Source organism: Bacteroidota bacterium (assembly GCA_039111535.1).
Classification (GTDB): Bacteria; Bacteroidota; Rhodothermia; order Rhodothermales; family JAHQVL01; genus JBCCIM01.
Window position 1 is genome coordinate 20277 of sequence record JBCCIM010000004.1, and the last position, 17231, is coordinate 37507.

General features: G+C 50.1%; 15 protein-coding genes. 2 read left to right on the plus strand and 13 right to left on the minus strand.

Annotated features, from left to right (window positions below; all coding sequences use genetic code 11):
- Positions 1-9: 9 nt before the first annotated feature.
- The 4 genes from AAF564_01160 to AAF564_01175 form a co-directional block, all read right to left on the minus strand.
- The gene (locus tag AAF564_01160; GenBank protein ID MEM8484119.1) at positions 10-2361 is read right to left on the minus strand and encodes an ABC transporter permease; all 2352 of its coding nucleotides are present in this window, start codon (positions 2359-2361) and stop codon (positions 10-12) included.
- Positions 2362-2701: 340 nt separating this feature from the next.
- Positions 2702-6031, minus strand: coding sequence for a carboxypeptidase regulatory-like domain-containing protein (locus tag AAF564_01165; protein ID MEM8484120.1), 3330 nt, complete (start codon positions 6029-6031; stop codon positions 2702-2704).
- Between the two features lie 314 nt (positions 6032-6345).
- Positions 6346-6888, minus strand: a complete 543-nt coding sequence (locus AAF564_01170; GenBank protein ID MEM8484121.1) for an FAD-dependent oxidoreductase — start codon at positions 6886-6888, stop codon at positions 6346-6348.
- A gap of 59 nt (positions 6889-6947) precedes the next feature.
- Positions 6948-7457 (minus strand): DinB family protein, encoded by a 510-nt coding sequence (locus tag AAF564_01175; GenBank protein ID MEM8484122.1) that lies wholly within the window; start codon positions 7455-7457, stop codon positions 6948-6950.
- A 121-nt stretch (positions 7458-7578) separates the two neighbouring features.
- Here AAF564_01175 and AAF564_01180 point away from each other — a divergent pair, with 121 nt between their 5' ends.
- Together AAF564_01180 and AAF564_01185 are read left to right on the plus strand one after the other, a co-directional pair.
- The gene (locus AAF564_01180; protein MEM8484123.1) at positions 7579-8016 is read left to right on the plus strand and encodes a hypothetical protein; all 438 of its coding nucleotides are present in this window, start codon (positions 7579-7581) and stop codon (positions 8014-8016) included.
- A 96-nt stretch (positions 8017-8112) separates the two neighbouring features.
- On the plus strand, positions 8113-8313 hold the full coding sequence (locus AAF564_01185) for a hypothetical protein (GenBank protein ID MEM8484124.1): 201 nt from the start codon (positions 8113-8115) through the stop codon (positions 8311-8313).
- Positions 8314-8318: 5 nt separating this feature from the next.
- On the opposite strand, the gene AAF564_01190 is transcribed toward AAF564_01185, so the two are convergent.
- The 9 genes from AAF564_01190 to mdh form a co-directional block, all read right to left on the minus strand.
- Positions 8319-9389: an FAD:protein FMN transferase gene (locus AAF564_01190; GenBank protein MEM8484125.1), complete on the minus strand. Its 1071-nt coding sequence runs from the start codon at positions 9387-9389 to the stop codon at positions 8319-8321.
- A 118-nt stretch (positions 9390-9507) separates the two neighbouring features.
- Positions 9508-10749: an NADH:ubiquinone reductase (Na(+)-transporting) subunit F gene (nqrF, locus tag AAF564_01195; GenBank protein ID MEM8484126.1), complete on the minus strand. Its 1242-nt coding sequence runs from the start codon at positions 10747-10749 to the stop codon at positions 9508-9510.
- Between the two features lie 41 nt (positions 10750-10790).
- On the minus strand, positions 10791-11402 hold the full coding sequence (gene nqrE / locus AAF564_01200) for an NADH:ubiquinone reductase (Na(+)-transporting) subunit E (protein MEM8484127.1): 612 nt from the start codon (positions 11400-11402) through the stop codon (positions 10791-10793).
- 50 nt (positions 11403-11452) lie between these two features.
- Positions 11453-12145, minus strand: a complete 693-nt coding sequence (locus AAF564_01205; protein MEM8484128.1) for an NADH:ubiquinone reductase (Na(+)-transporting) subunit D — start codon at positions 12143-12145, stop codon at positions 11453-11455.
- A gap of 7 nt (positions 12146-12152) precedes the next feature.
- A complete protein-coding gene (nqrC, locus tag AAF564_01210) occupies positions 12153-12848 on the minus strand; it encodes an NADH:ubiquinone reductase (Na(+)-transporting) subunit C (GenBank protein MEM8484129.1) in 696 nt (231 codons plus the stop codon).
- Complete coding sequence (locus tag AAF564_01215; GenBank protein ID MEM8484130.1) at positions 12835-14019, minus strand: NADH:ubiquinone reductase (Na(+)-transporting) subunit B; 1185 nt, start codon at positions 14017-14019, stop codon at positions 12835-12837. The genes nqrC and AAF564_01215 overlap by 14 nt, the downstream gene beginning before the upstream one ends.
- A gap of 33 nt (positions 14020-14052) precedes the next feature.
- Positions 14053-15405: a Na(+)-translocating NADH-quinone reductase subunit A gene (locus tag AAF564_01220; GenBank protein ID MEM8484131.1), complete on the minus strand. Its 1353-nt coding sequence runs from the start codon at positions 15403-15405 to the stop codon at positions 14053-14055.
- A 149-nt stretch (positions 15406-15554) separates the two neighbouring features.
- Entirely contained in the window at positions 15555-15914 is a 360-nt protein-coding gene (locus tag AAF564_01225; protein MEM8484132.1) for a hypothetical protein, read from the minus strand.
- A gap of 220 nt (positions 15915-16134) precedes the next feature.
- The gene (gene mdh, locus AAF564_01230) at positions 16135-17067 is read right to left on the minus strand and encodes a malate dehydrogenase (GenBank protein MEM8484133.1); all 933 of its coding nucleotides are present in this window, start codon (positions 17065-17067) and stop codon (positions 16135-16137) included.
- Between the last annotated feature and the right edge of the window lie 164 nt (positions 17068-17231).

Genomic DNA, 17231 nt, shown 5'->3' on the forward strand with positions numbered 1-17231 from the left:
CGACACGCCTCACACGTTGCGCAGTAAATCGGCCGGGTTGGCTTTGCTTAGGCGGAATACTTGTGACAGCAGTGTGAGGCCGGCCAGGAGGACAACAAGGCCAAAGGCAATCATGAACGGTGCCGGGCCAAGTGGCATGTGCTCGAGGGCAAACTGGTCGAGCATGAGCTTGAGGATGACGAAACCAACGGGTGCTGCCAGTACGCCGGCAATCATTAGCAAGACGGCAAACCGCCGGTTGGTCAACTTGACAATCTGCCCAACCGATGCGCCGAGGATTTTGCGGATGCTCATTTCTTTCATGCGGCTCGAAACCTGCTGTGCTGCCAGGCCGAAGAGTCCGGCGCACGACAGGATGAGGGCAAACAAGGCGGCAAAATAAAAGATGTTGTTGATGCGGCCCGATTCAGCGAAGTAGCCAGCAAATGCCTGATCCTGATAAAATGAGCTAAACGTAGTTTCGGGGAAGTTTTCCCGCCAGATGGCCGAGAGTTGATTGGTAATCGCTTGCGTAGCTTTTGGTTGTGTGCGTACCGCTAGAAAAATGAACCCGTCACTATCAGTTGTGCGAAGGTAGGCCGGTTCGATGGCATGTGAGAAGTTCTGGAAGTAAAAGTCTTGTACAACACCCGCTACCCGGTACGACGTACTGTCCAGCACAACAAGCTGATCAACAGCAGTATATGTACCAAGGAGTTCGGCCATGGATGCATTGATCACCACGTCAGCCGGACCGGCAGGATATGTGCCGGCAATTAGTTTGGGGCGCACTACATCAAAATAGGTTGGCGCCACTTCGAATTCGAAGGCAGTATGGGAAGTCTCTGTAAGCTGCAGGTTTACTTCGTGCAGGGGATATGCACCAATATGGTTATTTGCGCCGGCTACGGCTGTAACGCCAGGTAAGGCGCTTGCAGCCTGGAGCATGGTGCCATAAGATTCTGGCCCTGTATGGAGGACGATTGTGTCTGCGTTGTCGTACCCCCAATCCGTATGTTGTAAATAGTTTTTGTTTAGCGTGAGGCCTACGCTGACGACCATCGTGATCAGGGCAAGTACAAACTGTAGACCCAGCAGCGTCAACATGATGCGCTTCGGACCGCCCATTTGCAGCCGGCCGGAAAAAATGGTTACCGGCTTGAATGCTGATATGTAAAACGCAGGGTAAAGGCCTGATACAAAGCCCAGCGCCACAACGAGGCATCCCAGGTAAATCCATAAATCGGGCCGGGTCAACAGGTTGAAGCTGAGGTCGAGTCCATTGGTGATATACGTGAAACCGGGAATTAAAAAGCTCCGCGCTACCAATACGCCAATCACCAGCGCAAGACTACATAGCAAGATGTTCTCAGACAAAAACTGAAATATGAGTTGCCGTTGCTGGCCGCCCATAACCTTTCGAATCCCAATTTCCTGCATCCGCGTGTGCATGGCGCCCAGCGTGATATTCATGTAGTTGAAGCAAGCCAACAAGAATAAAAACAGGGTGATGGTGGATAACACAATAATAGGACCCCAGTTAACCTGGTATGCGATGGTATATTTGACATCCGTTTTATTGTGCGAAATGTCTTTCAGGTTCTTCAGGTAGAACTGTTGGATCTGGTGTTCGAGCGGGGCTGCGCTTTGTTGTGCAGCCGCATAAGTTTTCAGGCTTGGGGTAACGGAGGCGCCCACTGCCGGCGTAGCAAGCTCAACAAATGTTGCGCGAACCAGGTTTGTCCAGCTGTTGAAATCGGTATCCGCTTTTTCCAGTACGTTAATCGGTAGCAGCAACGAAAAGCCAAGGCTGGTATTGGGGGGAAGTTTTTCTACAACACCACGCACGGTAAATGCCTGTTCTGGCGCGCCATCAATACTGAGATAGAGCAACTGTCCGAATGCTTCCCCTGTCGGGAAGTATTTGGCAGCCATTTCCGGTGTAATGACGATGCCATCCGCTGCGTGTAGGGCATCCTCGTTACCGGCCTGCATGGGGAAAGAGAACATCGACAGAAAAGAGGGATCAACAAACCGGGCGAACTCGGAGAAGTGGAAATCCTCAGTGATAACCAACACTTGCGCTTCGGCAACTCGGACGGCGTCATTTACCAGCGCTTGTTCATCGCGTAGTGCCGGCCCAAGCGGAGCCGGCGATTTGCCCCAAGTTTCGATCACTCCGTTCACGTCCGCTGTATGTTCTACAAGAAAGATTCGATCAGCTTTTTCGTGAAAGGTGTCGCGCTGTAGTTCTGAAAAGACAAACAGATACGCAAGAATCCCACATCCCAGTGTGATTGACAGGCCAAACAGATTAATACCCGTTGCAACTTTGTTTTTGAGCAAAGCCCGATAAGCAAGTTTGAAATAGCTTTTCAGCATGATAGGTGGCCGTGAGTCTTGAAAGCGGTGTATGCCCTATAGTATAACTGAAATCATGCCATTTGTTGTAAGTGTAATAAATACAAATGTTTGTGTGTGTTAGTGTTTAGGATTAAGTGTTCGGCGCCGGCACAGCTAATGTGCGATATTGAACAGTTGGGGGGATCTGGTGTTTTTTCGGGTTTTGGTGTTTTCGGGTTTTGGTGTTTTCGTTTTTTTGGGTTTTGGTGCCAGCTTTGCATTTCCTCCTCACTCCAAACTCCTCGCTCCAAACACCTCACACAAAAAAAGCCCCGAAGCGCAATGCCTCGGGGCCTTTTTTAAAACCTATCCGGTTAGGCTAGAACGTGTAGCGGAAGCCCATTTGCATGAACCAGCGCGAGCTGTAGCTGCCGGAGTCTTTGATCTGATCTTTGAAGAAGTCATCCTCGGTAGGTGTTCTTTCCGGGTTGAATTCAAGGCGATAGATCGGGGTGAAGTCGTTGTTGGCAGCGTCAACAAAACCACGGAATTCCACGAGTTCAAAACCACCGTTGCTTGAGCTGGTGAACTTGTCGTAGCGGAGGCCCCAGTCTTTGTTGAGCATGTTGCCAATGTTGAAGATATCGAGGGTGAACTCGAGCTTCGTGCGGCGGCTGCCCAGGTTGGCAAACAGCTCCTGAGAGAACTTGAAGTCGAAGATGTTCTCGAAAGGAAGCCGGCTGCCGTTACGCTGTGCAAAGTCGCCACGGCGATCGCTCAGGTAGTCGCTGCTTTCGATGAAGGCATCGAGGGCTGCTGCTGATGCGGCTGCGTCACCTTCCCATACAAAATCGCTGGCACTGTTTGGTACAAACAGCAGGCCGAAGTCGCGATAGCCTGGTGCGTTAACCAGTGCATCGCTGTTGTCGATTGTGTAGTTGAATGGACGACCGCTCTGGCCTGTGTAGAACAGCGATACGGTTGTACCGAGGTTGTTCAGGAATTCTTTCCGAACGGTTACAGACGCCAGGAGGCGGTGACCAATCGAGAAGTCTGAACGGGTGAGCGACAATTCGTTTGGCAGGTTGTCAGCAACCTCTACAGAACGCCACAGGGTGTTGATCTGAGAAGAGGTGCCGTCGTTGACTGCAAACGCGTCACCGAAGGTGTAGGAACCTGAGAGGATCAGGTCACTGTCGCGACCCAGCGCTTCCCTGAACGCTTTGGAAAGTGAAGCCGTGATGTCAAAGCTATGGCCTTCGCTTGTATTGCCAACCCGGTGAACGGCGCTATAGCGTGGGTCAATTACAATGTCGCCATTGTAAAACGGCCGGCTGCCAACACCTGAAGTCACAGCAACGGCGCTAGGATTCAGGTTGACGTTGGTCACGAGGATGTTGCTCAACGTTTTGGTAAACTGCCCTTCAAGCGTACCGATGAGGCCGTTGCCAAAGTCGCGGTCGAGCGCGAGGCTTGTACGCAGTACTTGTGGATAACGGAATCCTTCTTCGAAGATTTCGAGGCGTCCGCTCGGGATGTCACTCTGTCCGAAGTCAGCACCAGTCAACTGCTGCTGAGGATCTGCGATGAACGGTACAGCATCACCTGAAGGCAGTGTGCCTCCAAAGTTGAAGATGTAGCCCGAGTTGGTACCGTTGTTGAGGAACATGCTACCAGGCCATACAAACGGTACACGGCCCGTAAACACGCCAACACCACCGCGAAGCTGCAGCGTCTGGTCACCATTGACATCATAGTTGAAGCCAACGCGAGGGGAGAAGTACGGCAGCGCATCAGGTGTTTGGCCTGGTGTTGCGCCGTTCAGGTCGTACTGGGCTTCGATGTCCGGTATGGTTGTCGTTAACGCATCGGGAACGAAGCCTGGTGTCGAAGTAACTTTCGGGAAGTCTACGCGGAGACCATAGGTCAGACGCAAGTCTTCGTTCACCTGCCATTCGTCCTGCGCATAGAAACCAACCTGCATGGCTTTGAACGCGCCAATTGCATTGGTGCCGTCGCCGGCTACTCCGTCAACCAGTGAATAGCCACGCTGGAAAACACGCGGTGCTACTGGATCAACGTCTGGATTGCCAATGGCGTCGAGCGACTGCAGGAAGTCGTCCAGGCTATCGTATTCGTATGAACCGAAGTTACGTGGAATGAACAGGTTACCAATGTCATAAAACTCCAGGTGTGCACCGAACGTCCAGGTGTGGTTGCCCGAGAACAGGTTGAAGTTGTTGGTAATCGTGAAGATATCCTGCTCAAGGATGTTGGCGGTAGAGAAAGGCTCAGAGCCAAGGAAAATCTCACCGTCGCCATCGTTGATGATAACTTCAGGGAATGGATTGCCCGTGATACCACGGTCGTCTTCAACCCGGGTGAAACCAATGAGCAACTTGTTGGCGAACTGGGTGCCAAACGTGCTGTTCAGCTCAAGCGCCGTAGAGTTCGTTTTGTTCGGAAAGAACTCAGAGTTGTTGCCATAATTGAGGGTTGTTGACCGGCTTCTGAAAGCATCAATGTTCTCTGAATCTGAGTAGCTGTGACGCAGGCTCAGCTTGTTGGTGTTGTTGATGTTCCAGTCGATCTTGGCGAGGATTTTATTGTCATCCAGGGAAGACACTTTGTCGCCGAAGTCGCCCGGGTCGTAGCCCGTGGAGCTGATCAGTGTGTTACGAAGCTCATCAAGCCGGCCGGCAGACGTGCCCAGGTAATCCTGGAAGTCCTGTGGCGTTTCTGAACGCAGGAGTTCAGCATTGGCGAAGAAGAACAATTTGTTCTTGATGATCGGGCCACCGAGGCGAATACCATAGCGATTGCTGGAGAAGTCTGCCAGTGATTCGCGATCGATACCCAGGAAGTCAGCCTGAACACCTGGCGTTTTTCCTACAAAGGCTTCGTTTCTCAGGTAAGAGTAAACTGAGCCTTCAAAGGTGTTTGTACCAGAGCGGGTAACCGCGTTGATAGAACCGCCTGTGAAACCGCTCTGTGTAACATCATAAGGAGAGATGTTGATCTGGAACTCTTCGATGGCGTCGATAGAGATCGGCGTAGAGCCGGTCTGGCCGCCGTTGGTACCCTGTGCAGACAGGCCAAAGACGTCATTGTTTACTGTACCATCAATGTAGATCGCGTTGTAGCGGTTGTTCTGGCCGGCGATTGAGATGGCTGGGCCATCATCGTCGTCGTTTTCAACGTAAGCCTGAGGCGTGAGGCGCGTGAAGTCAGCCAGGTCCCGACCGATGGTTGGGGTGTAGTTCAGGCGTTCTTCGTTGATGCTTGTGCCTGTACCAACGCGGCTTGGGTCAAATACGCCGCCACTGGCGACAACTTCGATACCGTCGAGTTCGACAGCTTCTTCGAAGAGCGCAGCGTTGAGCTGGAAGGTCTCACCAAGCTTCAGGTACACATTGTCCAGTGTGTAGGTCTGGAAGCCGACGAAGCTTACTTCGATTGTGTATGGTCCACCAACGCGCATACCGCGGATGTTGAACACACCCTGAACGTTTGTGGTGGCACCGTACTGCGTGCCGGAAGGATCGTGGGTAGCAATTGCATTGGCGCCTGGCAGGGTTTCACCTGCTTCGTCAAAGATGTTACCACGCATGGAAGATGTTGTAACGCCCTGGCCGAACGCCGGCAGTGCAGCAAAAGCAATCAGGAGGCTAAACATCAAAACCCGCAAGAAGGAGTCTCTGAGGTTCATAGTAAGTATATATAAAGTTAGGGAATACAAAATTGGTGGAGTTCAAAATTACCACTTATTCCACTAATACCTGCTACCGTAATGTTAAGCGCCGATTAACTGCGTCAAATTCCGCTTTTCTTCATTACAAGCTCAGCTTACCTTCATCAAATCGTTGCACCTCCTTCACAGAAAAAGGCCTGCATGTGGAAACCCTGTTCAGCATGCAGGCCTTTTGAATATCGAACATCGAACAAGGAACGCTGAATGTCGAAGGGAAATTCAATCACTCCTCACTCCTCACTCCTCACTCCTCACTCCTCACTCCTCACTCCTCACTTATCCACCGAATCGTAATCGAGTACGTCTTTGCCGGCTTCGGCTGAGAGGATGTCGAGCGCACAAGAGGCGCCTTCGCCGGCTGAGATGATGGCCTGACTGCGGCGCAGCTTGGTGCCGCGTCCGATCACATACAGACGATCAATATCGGTGCGTCCGTCTCGGTCCACCTGAACACCTGAAAGGGCCAATTCAAGGCCCAGGTTATTGCAGAGTTTCATGCCTTTGCCTTCTGCAATGATCAGGTATTTACTGGTATGGGTTTGTTTGTCGTCGGTAGTAATGGTAAACGTATCGCCAGCTGTAATCGACTCCACAAATTTATCTTCCAGACGTGCGCCGAAACTTGCTACTTGTTTGCGGCTGATTTCCTGAAACGCCGTGCCCGTCATTTCTTCGATGCCGAGGTAATTGTACAGCATAGCGTAATGCATCGCTGTTTCATTTTTACCAAAAACTGTTACTTCCATGCCTTTCTTCGCAAGAAAAAGGGCTGCACTCAAGCCGGCTGGCCCGTCGCCAACAATAATGGTACTCATATCCGCTATCGCCAATGTTTTTAGGAGGAGAACTACATAGATGTCCCTCTAACCACTAATTACAAATAACGCTCCCTGATTACAGCGATGTGGTGTAATTCGTGTCCCGAAATGATATACATCAACGCGTGTACGGTGAATAGGCCATTGTTTGCGGTACCGGTGCGTGCCAATTCATCTTCAGATAAATGTTTGAAAAAGTGAATCGTCCCTTGTCTAACGGAATCATATTCTTCAATAAGCGATTCTATAGTACGGCCGGCAAAATTAACATTCGCCATATACAAGTCCTGGTCCATGCCAGGCAATGATTGCTGATCACCTCTTGCCATGCTAAGGGCACGGTACACAAAGACACGTTCTGTGTCAATTAAATGCCCTAACACCTCTTTTAGCGTCCATTTTCCTGGTGCGTACGCATAGTCACCCTGGGCCGCTGAAAGGCTTTTGTAAAGCGCGATGGTTTCATCAGATTGAACCTTCAGTTGGTTGGGGAATTTGACATCAGGTACCTTTTCTACGTATCGTTTGTAGAAAGGCGGGTATGCTGTAGACTCAGGGTTTGGCATGATTTAGGTAGAGGCAAATGGAACTGTAGCAGTAGGAATATAAGTCGGCTGTGTGTATTTCAACGTGAGAATATAGCATATTTTATTTGTGATGCCCGTACAATCTGTTTCTAAATCCCAGATGAGTAAAGATCCTGTTTTAATTCGGCGCTTCAGCCTGAATCAGCAGGCCATGCATGCCCAGGAATTCCTTCGCAAAGAGGGAATTGAAGCATTCATCTATATGGATGCCATATGGAGTGGAGGAGGGGAAACACAGCAAGGTATTCAGCTGGTTGTGAAAGCTGCTGATGCTGATGAAGCCTTTGGTCTTTTGCGCGCTTACGATACGCGTGATGAGGTCGTATCCCCCAATGTTATCGCCGGCGAGAAACAAGAAGGCCGGTTCTATTTGCAGGCTGCCTGGTTTGTTAGTGTCCTTTTTGCCTTTCTACTCGGTAGCTTCCTTACCGATAAAACCCTCGACAGCACCGAAGTGGCTGTTGGATGTGGTTTCCTTATTACCGCCGGCTACCTTTTCTTTGTAGCCAACATGCAAAAACGCAAGATTCACGCCTGATAAGCCCGTAAACGCCCGCCTTATCTGTAACATTGTTTGGTCGAAACTTATCTCAAGGAAAATATTAAGATAGGTTGCTATCCAACGAGGTTAATTATGGCTACTGTAGTTCTTACTTTGGCAGTTATGGGGATGTGTTTTGCAATGATTGCAACGCGTATTCTCCTGGTTAAAGACGGCGAGTTTAAAGGGACTTGCAGTAGCAATAACCCCTATCTAAAAGACGACCTGGGCGAGTGTACTGTCTGTGGCAAAAAGGTTGATGAACCCTGCCAGATGGACGCCCAGAAGGCCTGATTTATCTATTCTACTGTTCCGCTGCGGCTTACATCCTGCAATGATTGCGCTTCAGGGAAGCCTGCTGTTGTGGCCTCTTCAAATCCACCCTTTCCGTCTGCTGTAATAAAATACGCTTCAATGTCTGCTTGCGCCTCTGCCATTTGATGCGCTTTATCTTTTCCCATGACCATAAACGCTGTTGCATACGCGTCGGCTGTCATGCAATCTGGTCCTATTACCGACACACTTAGCAGGTCACTTTCTTCCGGATATCCCGTTTCCGGGTTAATGGTGTGTACGTATTTCTGTCCGTCGCGGACGTAGAAATTTCTGTAGTTACCTGATGTAGCAAGCGCCTGGTTGCCCAGGGTTATAGCAGCTTGCAGTTCACGCACTTCACTCTGTTCAAAAGAGGGTTTGTCAATGCCGGCGCGCCAGGGTCGGTTTTCTGGGTGCTGGCCTTTTGTACGCACTTCGCCGCCTATCTCCACAAAGTAGCTCTTGATGTTATGCCGCTCCAGTAATGCTGCAACAACATCTACACCGTAGCCTTTGGCGATTGCGCTAAAATCGACCTGTGCGCCCGGGTTTAGCTTTTTAAGGGTACTGTCTTTCAAAATAAACGCATCAAAGTCTGTGAGCCGTAACAGCGCATCAACTTCCTGTTGCGTGAGCGTGGAAGGGGCGTCTGCGCCAAATCCCCACGCAGTAATAAGCGGCCCCAGGGCAGGGTTAAACGCGCCAGCTGTTGAGGTGTGAATTGCTTTTGCGCGCTCGAATACGGTTACAAAATGCACATCAACAGGATGCCAGACACTCGTATCTGACGATGCATTGATGCGTGAGATGATCGACGTGTCAATGTACGTTGAAAGGGATTCATTGACTTTGATGAGCCATCCGTCAGTCAATAATTTGAGTTTTTTAGGCGCTGTCGTTACATCGTGGCTAGCAACTGCCGTAATGTTGTAGGTGGTGCCCATGGTTTGTCCTGAATACTGAATCAAGGAGTCAACGGGCAGGGCCGGCGTGTCGTTGGTACAACCGGTAAACAAGACCAGCGAAAGGAGAAGGAGGAAGCTGAAGCGTACCATGAAGCTGAGGTGCAAGATCGTAAGTGTAATGAAACGGGCACAACAAAAAAGGGGAATAGCTTGCAGGCCATTCCCCTTTGAAGGTGTCAACGTGAATGCATTGCATCCACAGCGTCAATCAACCGAAGTCATCGAACGCAATGTTGCTTGGTGGAACGCCGAGCTCGTCGAGCATATTCATAACAGCTTTGAGCATGAGCGGTGGGCCACACAGGTAGTATTCAATCTCTTCGGGCTCAGGGTGTTTGCTGAGGTACTGGTCGAGCACAACCTGGTGAATAAAACCGACTGGGCCTTCCCAATTATCCTCTGGCAGCGGCTCTGAAAGACCAATGTGGTACTTGAAGTTCGGAAAATCTTTCTCGATATCCCGGAAATGGTCTGTATAGAACAGCTCCCGCAAAGAACGGCCGCCATACCAGTACGATACGGTACGGTCTGTTTTTAGCGTATGGAACAGGTGGAAGATGTGCGACCGGAGCGGAGCCATGCCGGCACCACCACCAATGTAGACCATCTCTTTGCCGGTATCCTTGATGAAGAACTCACCGTAAGGACCAGAAATCGTAACTTTGTCGCCCACGTTACGCGAGAATACGTAAGAAGAACAGAGGCCTGGATTCACATCCATCCACTGGTTTTTCGCGCGATCCCACGGCGGCGTAGCAATACGGATGTTGAGCATAACGATGTTGCCTTCTGCAGGATGGTTGGCCATTGAGTAGGCACGGTAGGCAAGCTCATCGTTTTTCATTTTCAGGCCCCATAGCCCGAATTTGTCCCAATCGGCGTGGTATTCTTCCTGGACCTTCATGTCCTTGAAGTTTACCTCGATAGGGGGGACGTCGATCTGGATGTAACCACCAGACTGGAAATCGAGGATTTCGCCTTCAGGCAGCTTAACAACAAACTCCTTGATAAAGGTAGCCACGTTGTCGTTGCCGATGACTTCGCAATCCCACTTTTTGATACCGAAGATTTCTTCTTCGACGTGGATTTCCATGTCCTGCTTCACTTTGACCTGACAACCCAGACGCCAGTTTTCGCCGGCTTCTTTCCGGGTAAGGTGGTTCATTTCAGTTGGCAGTACATCACCACCACCTTCCATAACCTGGCAACGGCACATCGCGCAGGTACCCCCGCCACCACAGGCAGAGGGGAGAAAGATGTTCTTTTCAGAGAGTGCCGTGAGCAGGGTGTCACCTGGCTTCACAACAAGCGGGTTTTCTTCGTCACCATTGACGATAATCTTCACGTCGCCAGAAGGCATCAACTTCTCTTTTGCCAACACAAGCAGACCCACAAGGATCAGTGTCAGGGCAACAAAAGCGCCGATGCTCGCCAGCAGGACGGGTACCATATTCATTAATTCCATATCTATCTGCAGCTTTGATTAAAGCTTTATAATTGGATACCGGCAAAACTCATGAAGGCAACACCCATGAGTCCGGTAATGATAAACGCGAGACCCAGTCCTCTCAATGCAGGGGGGATATGGGAGTAACGCAGTTTTTCACGAATAGATGCAATGGCAACAATGGCGAGGAAAAAACCGAAACCAGAGCCAATACCAAAGACAACAGCCTCATCGAATGCGTAGTCGCGCTCCATGATGAAGAGCGAGCCACCAAGGATGGCGCAGTTCACCGTGATCAGCGGTAGGAAAATGCCAAGGGAGGTATAGAGCGCCGGGAAATACCGCTCTACTACGATTTCTACGAGCTGTACCATTGATGCAATTACCGCGATAAAAACGATGAACTGCAGGAAGGTCAGGTCTACATTGGCGAGGCTTGGCGACAGGGCTGCGAGGGCACCTTCTTTCAAAACGAACGTGTTGACGATCCAGTTGATTGGTGCAGTGATCGCGAGTACAAAAATTACTGCAAGCCCGAGACCGAATGCCGTCTTGACCGTTTTGGAGACCGCGAGGTAAGAACACATACCCAGGAAATACGCCAGGATCATGTTCTCAATGAAAGCGGATTTTATAAATAAGTTAACCAGTTCCATGGTTCTAATGTGCTACTAGGGTTGAAAGACACCAGTGAAAAACAACGGCTTTAGGATACATCAACAAGTTTGCTGTTGATGGAGCGTTGCAGCCAGATCAACAGGCCGATGATGAACATCGCTGCTGCTGACGTGAGCATGATGCCATTGTTTTCATAGCCCATGTCGTAGAGAAACTGCGGGATTACTTGAACACCGAACAAGGTGCCGGCGCCAAACAGTTCGCGGAAGAAGGCAACCACCAGCAGGATGGCACCATAGCCAATGCCGTTCCCGAGGCCGTCAAGCAATGAGGGCCATGGTTTGTTGCCCATAGCAAAAGCTTCCAGCCGGCCCATCACGATACAGTTGGTGATGATCAGGCCGATGTAAACGGACAATTCCCGGCTTACATCGTACACAAATGCTTTCAGCACCTGGTCAACCAGAATTACAAGGCTGGCAATTACAGTCAACTGTACGATCATCCTGATACGCGACGGGATGGTGTTGCGCAATACAGAAATGATGAAGTTGGCGCTAGAGATAACCACAATTACAGAGAGCGTCATTACAAACGCCGGCTTCATTTGTGTGGTTACTGCCAGTGCAGAACATACCCCCAACACCTGGACCGTAATCGGGTTGTTGTCATTGAACGGGTCCGTAATGAGTCGCTTGTTCTTTTTCGAGAACAACGGCTCTTTAGGTTCTGGTTTTAGAACTTCGGCACCCGAGGTTTTATCAACGGTTTCGGTACTCATACCAGATCTATGATTTAATTTTGTTGAAGTATGGGGAGTAGTTTTGCAGTTCCTCGCCGAACATGGTTGTTACACCATTGGTTGTCATCGTGGAGCCGGAAATGCCATCTACGATGTGGGGCTCACTTTCTACGTCATTACCGCTGCCTTTCAGCACGGCAATTGTAGCAAAAGTGCCGGAGATATCATAAATTTTTTTGCCTTTATACTGATCCTGAAATCGGTCGGTTTTGATTTCAGCACCCAGGCCTGGCGTTTCTTTTTCATGATCAAAGACGACACCGTAGATCGTAGTTACGTCATCTTCCAGCGCCACAAAAGCACTGATTGGCCCCCAGAGGCCGGTGCCCTGAATCGGGATGATGAAGTTGGTGCGTGAGTCGTCTTTATACACGAACAGGGGAAGCAGACGTTCTTCAGGGCTTTTCTTTGATTCTTTCGCTACATCTAAATCAAATGCAACCGCATCAGCTACTTCTTCACCATCCACGTTTACAACAACTTCTGTGATGAAATTGCTATAGTCCGCTTCCAGGGTTTCTTCATTTACCTCCATGACGCTCTGCAAAATTGCTTTGCGCTTGGCCTGGTCTTCATTGATCTTTTGTAACGGGTACAAACTGGTTGCCGCAACAGCCAGTACGAGCGCGACGAGCGCCGTAAAGCCCATAGCGTAAAGGAATGTATATCTATTTGAGTGCACGGCTCAGCCTCCGTTTAATGTTCGACTGTACAACAAGGTGGTCAATGGTTGGGGCAAAAACGTTCATGAACAAGATTGCAAGCATCCAGCCTTCCGGATATGCCGGGTTGAGGACGCGGATAATCATGCCAAAGACACCAATAAAAAATCCATAGACCCATTTGCCTCGAATGGTTTGTGAGGCGGTGACCGGGTCGGTGGCCATAAATACCATAGCGAACAGCATGCTGCCCATCACGAGGTGGTAATGCGCAGGTACATCCGGGAAAGGATTAATGTCTGCAATGGCAAGCACAGATGCAGTAACGAAGCCGCCGATGAGCATGCTCAGCATAATGCGCCAACTGCCAATACCGGTTGCAAGCAGGATCAGGGCACCAATAGCGATCGCAATAATTGACGTCTCACCAATTGAGCCCGGGATAAAGCCTAGCGTGATATTGGACAGGCTGTACGAGACGTGTTGCATGGCATCCAGGCCGGCAATGCCGTTTTGGAAAGCTACAGCCAGTGGTGTAGCGCCTGAGAACCCATCTACGAAGAGACTGGAGTCGCCGGCGATCCAGACTTTGTCGCCTGAGATATACGTTGGATAGGCAAAGAAAATGAACACACGTGCGGTAAGCGCAACATTCAAAATGTTCATGCCTGTACCGCCAAAAGCCTCTTTACCAACAACTACCGCAAAAATGGTTGCCAGCGCGACCATCCAAAGCGGAACAGTTGGCGGCATCACCAGCGGAATCAGCATCCCGGTCACCAGGAAGCCTTCATTCACCGAATGCTGTCGCGAGACGGCAAAAGCAAACTCAACACCAAGGCCGACGCCGTAGGATACGATCACAATAGGGAGCACTTTAAGCGCGCCATACATGATTTTATCGACGAAGCCTTCGCCGAGTCCAGCAAACTCACCCATGGCGAGGAAATGCTGGTGGCCGACATTCCAGATACCAAAGAGCAGGCATGGAATCATCGCAACAACCACGGTAAACATGGTGCGCTTCAGATCAATGCCGTCTTTAATGTGTGCTTCTCCTTTACCGGTTGCATGACCCGGCACAAAGAGGAAGGTCTCAAAAGCATCATACGCGTAGTACAGCTTATTCAGCTTGCCGCCTTCCTCAAAATGGGGCTTTAAACCGCCCAGTATATTTTCAAATAGTTTCATATTCAGTCAGAATCTCTTCCCGATTCAAGTGTGTCATCCTTCGATGCGTACAAGGTCGAGACCTTCGCGCAAAATCTTCTGTACAGGCTGTTTGGACGTGCAAACAAACTCACACAGTGCTACATCTTCTTCCACAAGCTCGTAAATGCCAAGGCCTTCCATCTGGTCAAAGTCCTGGTACATAATGGACTTGATCAGGTGTTGAGGCAAGACATCCATCGGCATAACCTTTTCGTACTGTCCGGTCATTACGTAGGCACGCTCTTCTCCGTGGTTGTTGGAGTTGACGTGGTACTCGCGGTTGGGGAAGAGGAACGATGGGAAGGTCCTTGAGAGGCTTGGGCGCGGGTAGCTTGGGAATAACCATCCCAGGAATTCGTGCTTGTTGCCTTCTTCGATGACGCTCACGAGGTCGTCAAACATACCTACAAATCCTTCGCTGGTAATCTGGGTCCCAGTAAGTACGTTGCCGCTGATATAGCGTACGTTGTCGTGGTTTACGTTGTTTTCCACGACCGACTTAATGGACGCGCCGATCCGCGTTTTGAAGTAGCCTGTTGTTTTCAGCTCGTCGCCTGCAAAGGCAACCGTACGCTCAGCATCATAAATGCCTTCTGCGAAAAGTTTACCGATGATGGCAACATCTTGGGGCCGAATGGTCCAGACCGTGTCTCCTTTGCTGATGGCTGAAACGTGGTGAATGTGAACACCAACGTTGCCGGCAGGGTGGGGGCCTTTGAACGCATGCGTTTTGACACCTTCTGCGCGTTTGTAAACTTCTGCAGAGGTTGACGTGACGCCCAGGTGAACTGCGCCGGCTGTAAGCTTCCCTAGCACATTCAGGCCATGCTGGAAATCTTTTTCCTTGCCCTGAATGACATAGTTTTGGTCAGCCGCCAGCGGAGCTGTGTCGAAGCAGGAGACAAAAATGTCTCGCGGTACGACATCCGGGTTTGGCACCACGTTGTACGGGCGTTGACGCATCAGCACCCAGGCACCCGATTCGAGGAGTCGGTTTACGATGTCTTCGCGAGATGCCGATGAAGGATCCATTTTTCCAAACTCGTGATATTTGATATCAGAGTCGGGCAGGATCACAATCTCGCTGATCGCGCGTTTCGCTCCGCGTCGAACTTCTACAATTTCGCCGCTAACAGGCGCCGAATAGATGATGTTCGGGGAGGGTTTATCAAAAAAGAGAGGTTCGCCGGCGCGAACCTCTTCTCCTTCTTTAACTCTTAATTTTGGTATAGGGGCAATGCCAATAATGTCCGTTGGCTTTAAAGCAAATAGACTGGGCTGCGCCACATCAAGGATTTTGTTTTCAGCTGTTCCTTTGAGCCGAATATCAAACCCTTTTTTTAGATTTTTAACGCCGTTGTTCATAAAGCGTGTGACAAAAACCGAATAATTCCTCAAAATTGATGCAAAAGAGCGTGGAGTAGCTCCACCTTTTACATCGCTTGCTTAAACGCACTAGTATAGATAATCCTTTCCAGTATCTGCTACATTCACGTATTATTAATACCACACGATCAAAAAATGTTAATTTGATCGATTTTGAATGGTCCGGAAGCAATCATCAAATGCGCTACCTGTTGTGCACTTATGTTGATCGGGCGGAGGCGCATATCAAACCCCTCGTGCTCAATCGAAAACTGTGTGGCTCCCAATAATTGGGCGCCCTCCAGTACCAACTTTACAACCTTGATCAGAAACGCCTCATCCGAAGTATGCACAACAACGGCGAGTTCGGGCGCCCTGAAACCTGCTCCTTTTTCCAGTACCTCAAATTCCACCGGATCCGCTTCTGGGTCCACACTGTCTGTCAGGAGATCAGCCAGCTTTTGTGTGGAAATATTCGGGATGTAAACCGGAATTTTTTTAGAGGCCATAGGGCATGCATTCTACCTTTGTCATAGCAGCGCTTATGTCCTGTAGAGCAAATTTTCACACCATGAAATAGGTATAGGAAGACATAGTTTCCACTTTTCCATGGTTTCATAATCCAGGGTGAAACTTCAACAAACCGGTTTAACGGATGGTGCAGCTATTCACCCTGGATATGAACGAAAATTGCGCATCAGGGACGACGCCCTGACGCCCGAGTGTGCCTCAGGATGCATCCAGTCTAGCGAGTGCTTCCAGATTGGCTTTCACGTGCTCTGCAGAATTGTTCATCAGTGCTTTCTCTTCACTGCTCAAGTCTACTTCAATGATTTCTTTGATGCCGCCTTTGCCAAGTTTTGCTGGCACGCCGAGGAAAATATCATTGAGTCCGTACTGGCCTTCAAGCCGCGCAGCGCAAGGCAACACGCGGTTGGAATCTTTAACGATGGCTTCAGCCATTTCAGCTGCTGCAGCGCCCGGTGCGTACCAGGCTGAGGTGCCCATCAGTTTTACAATCTCGCCGCCACCAAACTTGGTGCGCTCTACAATTGCGTTGATGGTTGCTTCATCCATCAGTTCAGGGAGGGGGATGCCTGAAACCGAGGTGTAGCGTGGGAGGGGTACCATGGTGTCACCGTGTCCACCTAGAAGCAGGGCTTCGATGGTTTTAACAGAAACGCCAAGTTCCATGGCAATAAATGCGCGGTACCGGGCCGTATCGAGCACGCCGGCCATACCCATTACGCGTTCGCTTGGCAAGCCGCTTTCTTTGAATGCTGCATAAGCCATTACGTCGAGCGGATTGGAAACCACAATCAGAATGGCGTTGGGGCTATCTGCCATGAGCAGCTTTGTCACTGAGCGGACAATCTTGGCGTTGATCGCGAGAAGATCGTCGCGGCTCATGCCGGGCTTCCGCGGAGAGCCGGCTGTGATAATGGCGATGTCGGTACCTGCGGTATCTTTGTAATCGTTGGTACCTACAACGCGTGTATCGAAGAGGTGAATCGGAGCTGACTCCTGGATGTCGAGTGCCTTGCCCTGTGGCAGGCCGTCTACGATATCAATAATGACAACTTCATCCGCAATGTCTTTCCGCGCTACGCAGTCCGCTGCGGTGGCGCCTACATTCCCTGCGCCTATAACAGTGATTTTCATCTTAATACTTACGGGGTAACATGAACATATATGTGGAAACAGAACCAACTATAATCTGCGCTATACTAAGGCCGCCGGACCTTATGCCGCATGCAAACTAATCCAAGATTTATCGAATTAACTGCATCGAAGAAAATTGTGGCGCATCAGCACGTGTGCCTTCA

Bases quoted from the DNA above. Each gene is read 5' to 3' on its own strand.
- AAF564_01190 (MEM8484125.1), bottom strand. From the start codon at position 9,389: ATGGTACGCTTCAGCTTCCTCCTTCTCCTTTCGCTGGTCTTGTTTACC.
- AAF564_01180 (MEM8484123.1), top strand. From the start codon at position 7,579: ATGAGTAAAGATCCTGTTTTAATTCGGCGCTTCAGCCTGAATCAGCAG.
- nqrE (MEM8484127.1), bottom strand. From the start codon at position 11,402: ATGGAACTGGTTAACTTATTTATAAAATCCGCTTTCATTGAGAACATG.
- nqrF (MEM8484126.1), bottom strand. From the start codon at position 10,749: ATGGTACCCGTCCTGCTGGCGAGCATCGGCGCTTTTGTTGCCCTGACA.
- AAF564_01175 (MEM8484122.1), bottom strand. From the start codon at position 7,457: ATGCCAAACCCTGAGTCTACAGCATACCCGCCTTTCTACAAACGATAC.
- AAF564_01215 (MEM8484130.1), bottom strand. From the start codon at position 14,019: ATGAAACTATTTGAAAATATACTGGGCGGTTTAAAGCCCCATTTTGAG.
- AAF564_01160 (MEM8484119.1), bottom strand. From the start codon at position 2,361: ATGCTGAAAAGCTATTTCAAACTTGCTTATCGGGCTTTGCTCAAAAAC.
- AAF564_01170 (MEM8484121.1), bottom strand. From the start codon at position 6,888: ATGAGTACCATTATTGTTGGCGACGGGCCAGCCGGCTTGAGTGCAGCC.
- mdh (MEM8484133.1), bottom strand. From the start codon at position 17,067: ATGAAAATCACTGTTATAGGCGCAGGGAATGTAGGCGCCACCGCAGCG.
- AAF564_01205 (MEM8484128.1), bottom strand. From the start codon at position 12,145: ATGAGTACCGAAACCGTTGATAAAACCTCGGGTGCCGAAGTTCTAAAA.
- AAF564_01220 (MEM8484131.1), bottom strand. From the start codon at position 15,405: ATGAACAACGGCGTTAAAAATCTAAAAAAAGGGTTTGATATTCGGCTC.
- AAF564_01225 (MEM8484132.1), bottom strand. From the start codon at position 15,914: ATGGCCTCTAAAAAAATTCCGGTTTACATCCCGAATATTTCCACACAA.
- AAF564_01185 (MEM8484124.1), top strand. From the start codon at position 8,113: ATGGCTACTGTAGTTCTTACTTTGGCAGTTATGGGGATGTGTTTTGCA.
- AAF564_01165 (MEM8484120.1), bottom strand. From the start codon at position 6,031: ATGAACCTCAGAGACTCCTTCTTGCGGGTTTTGATGTTTAGCCTCCTG.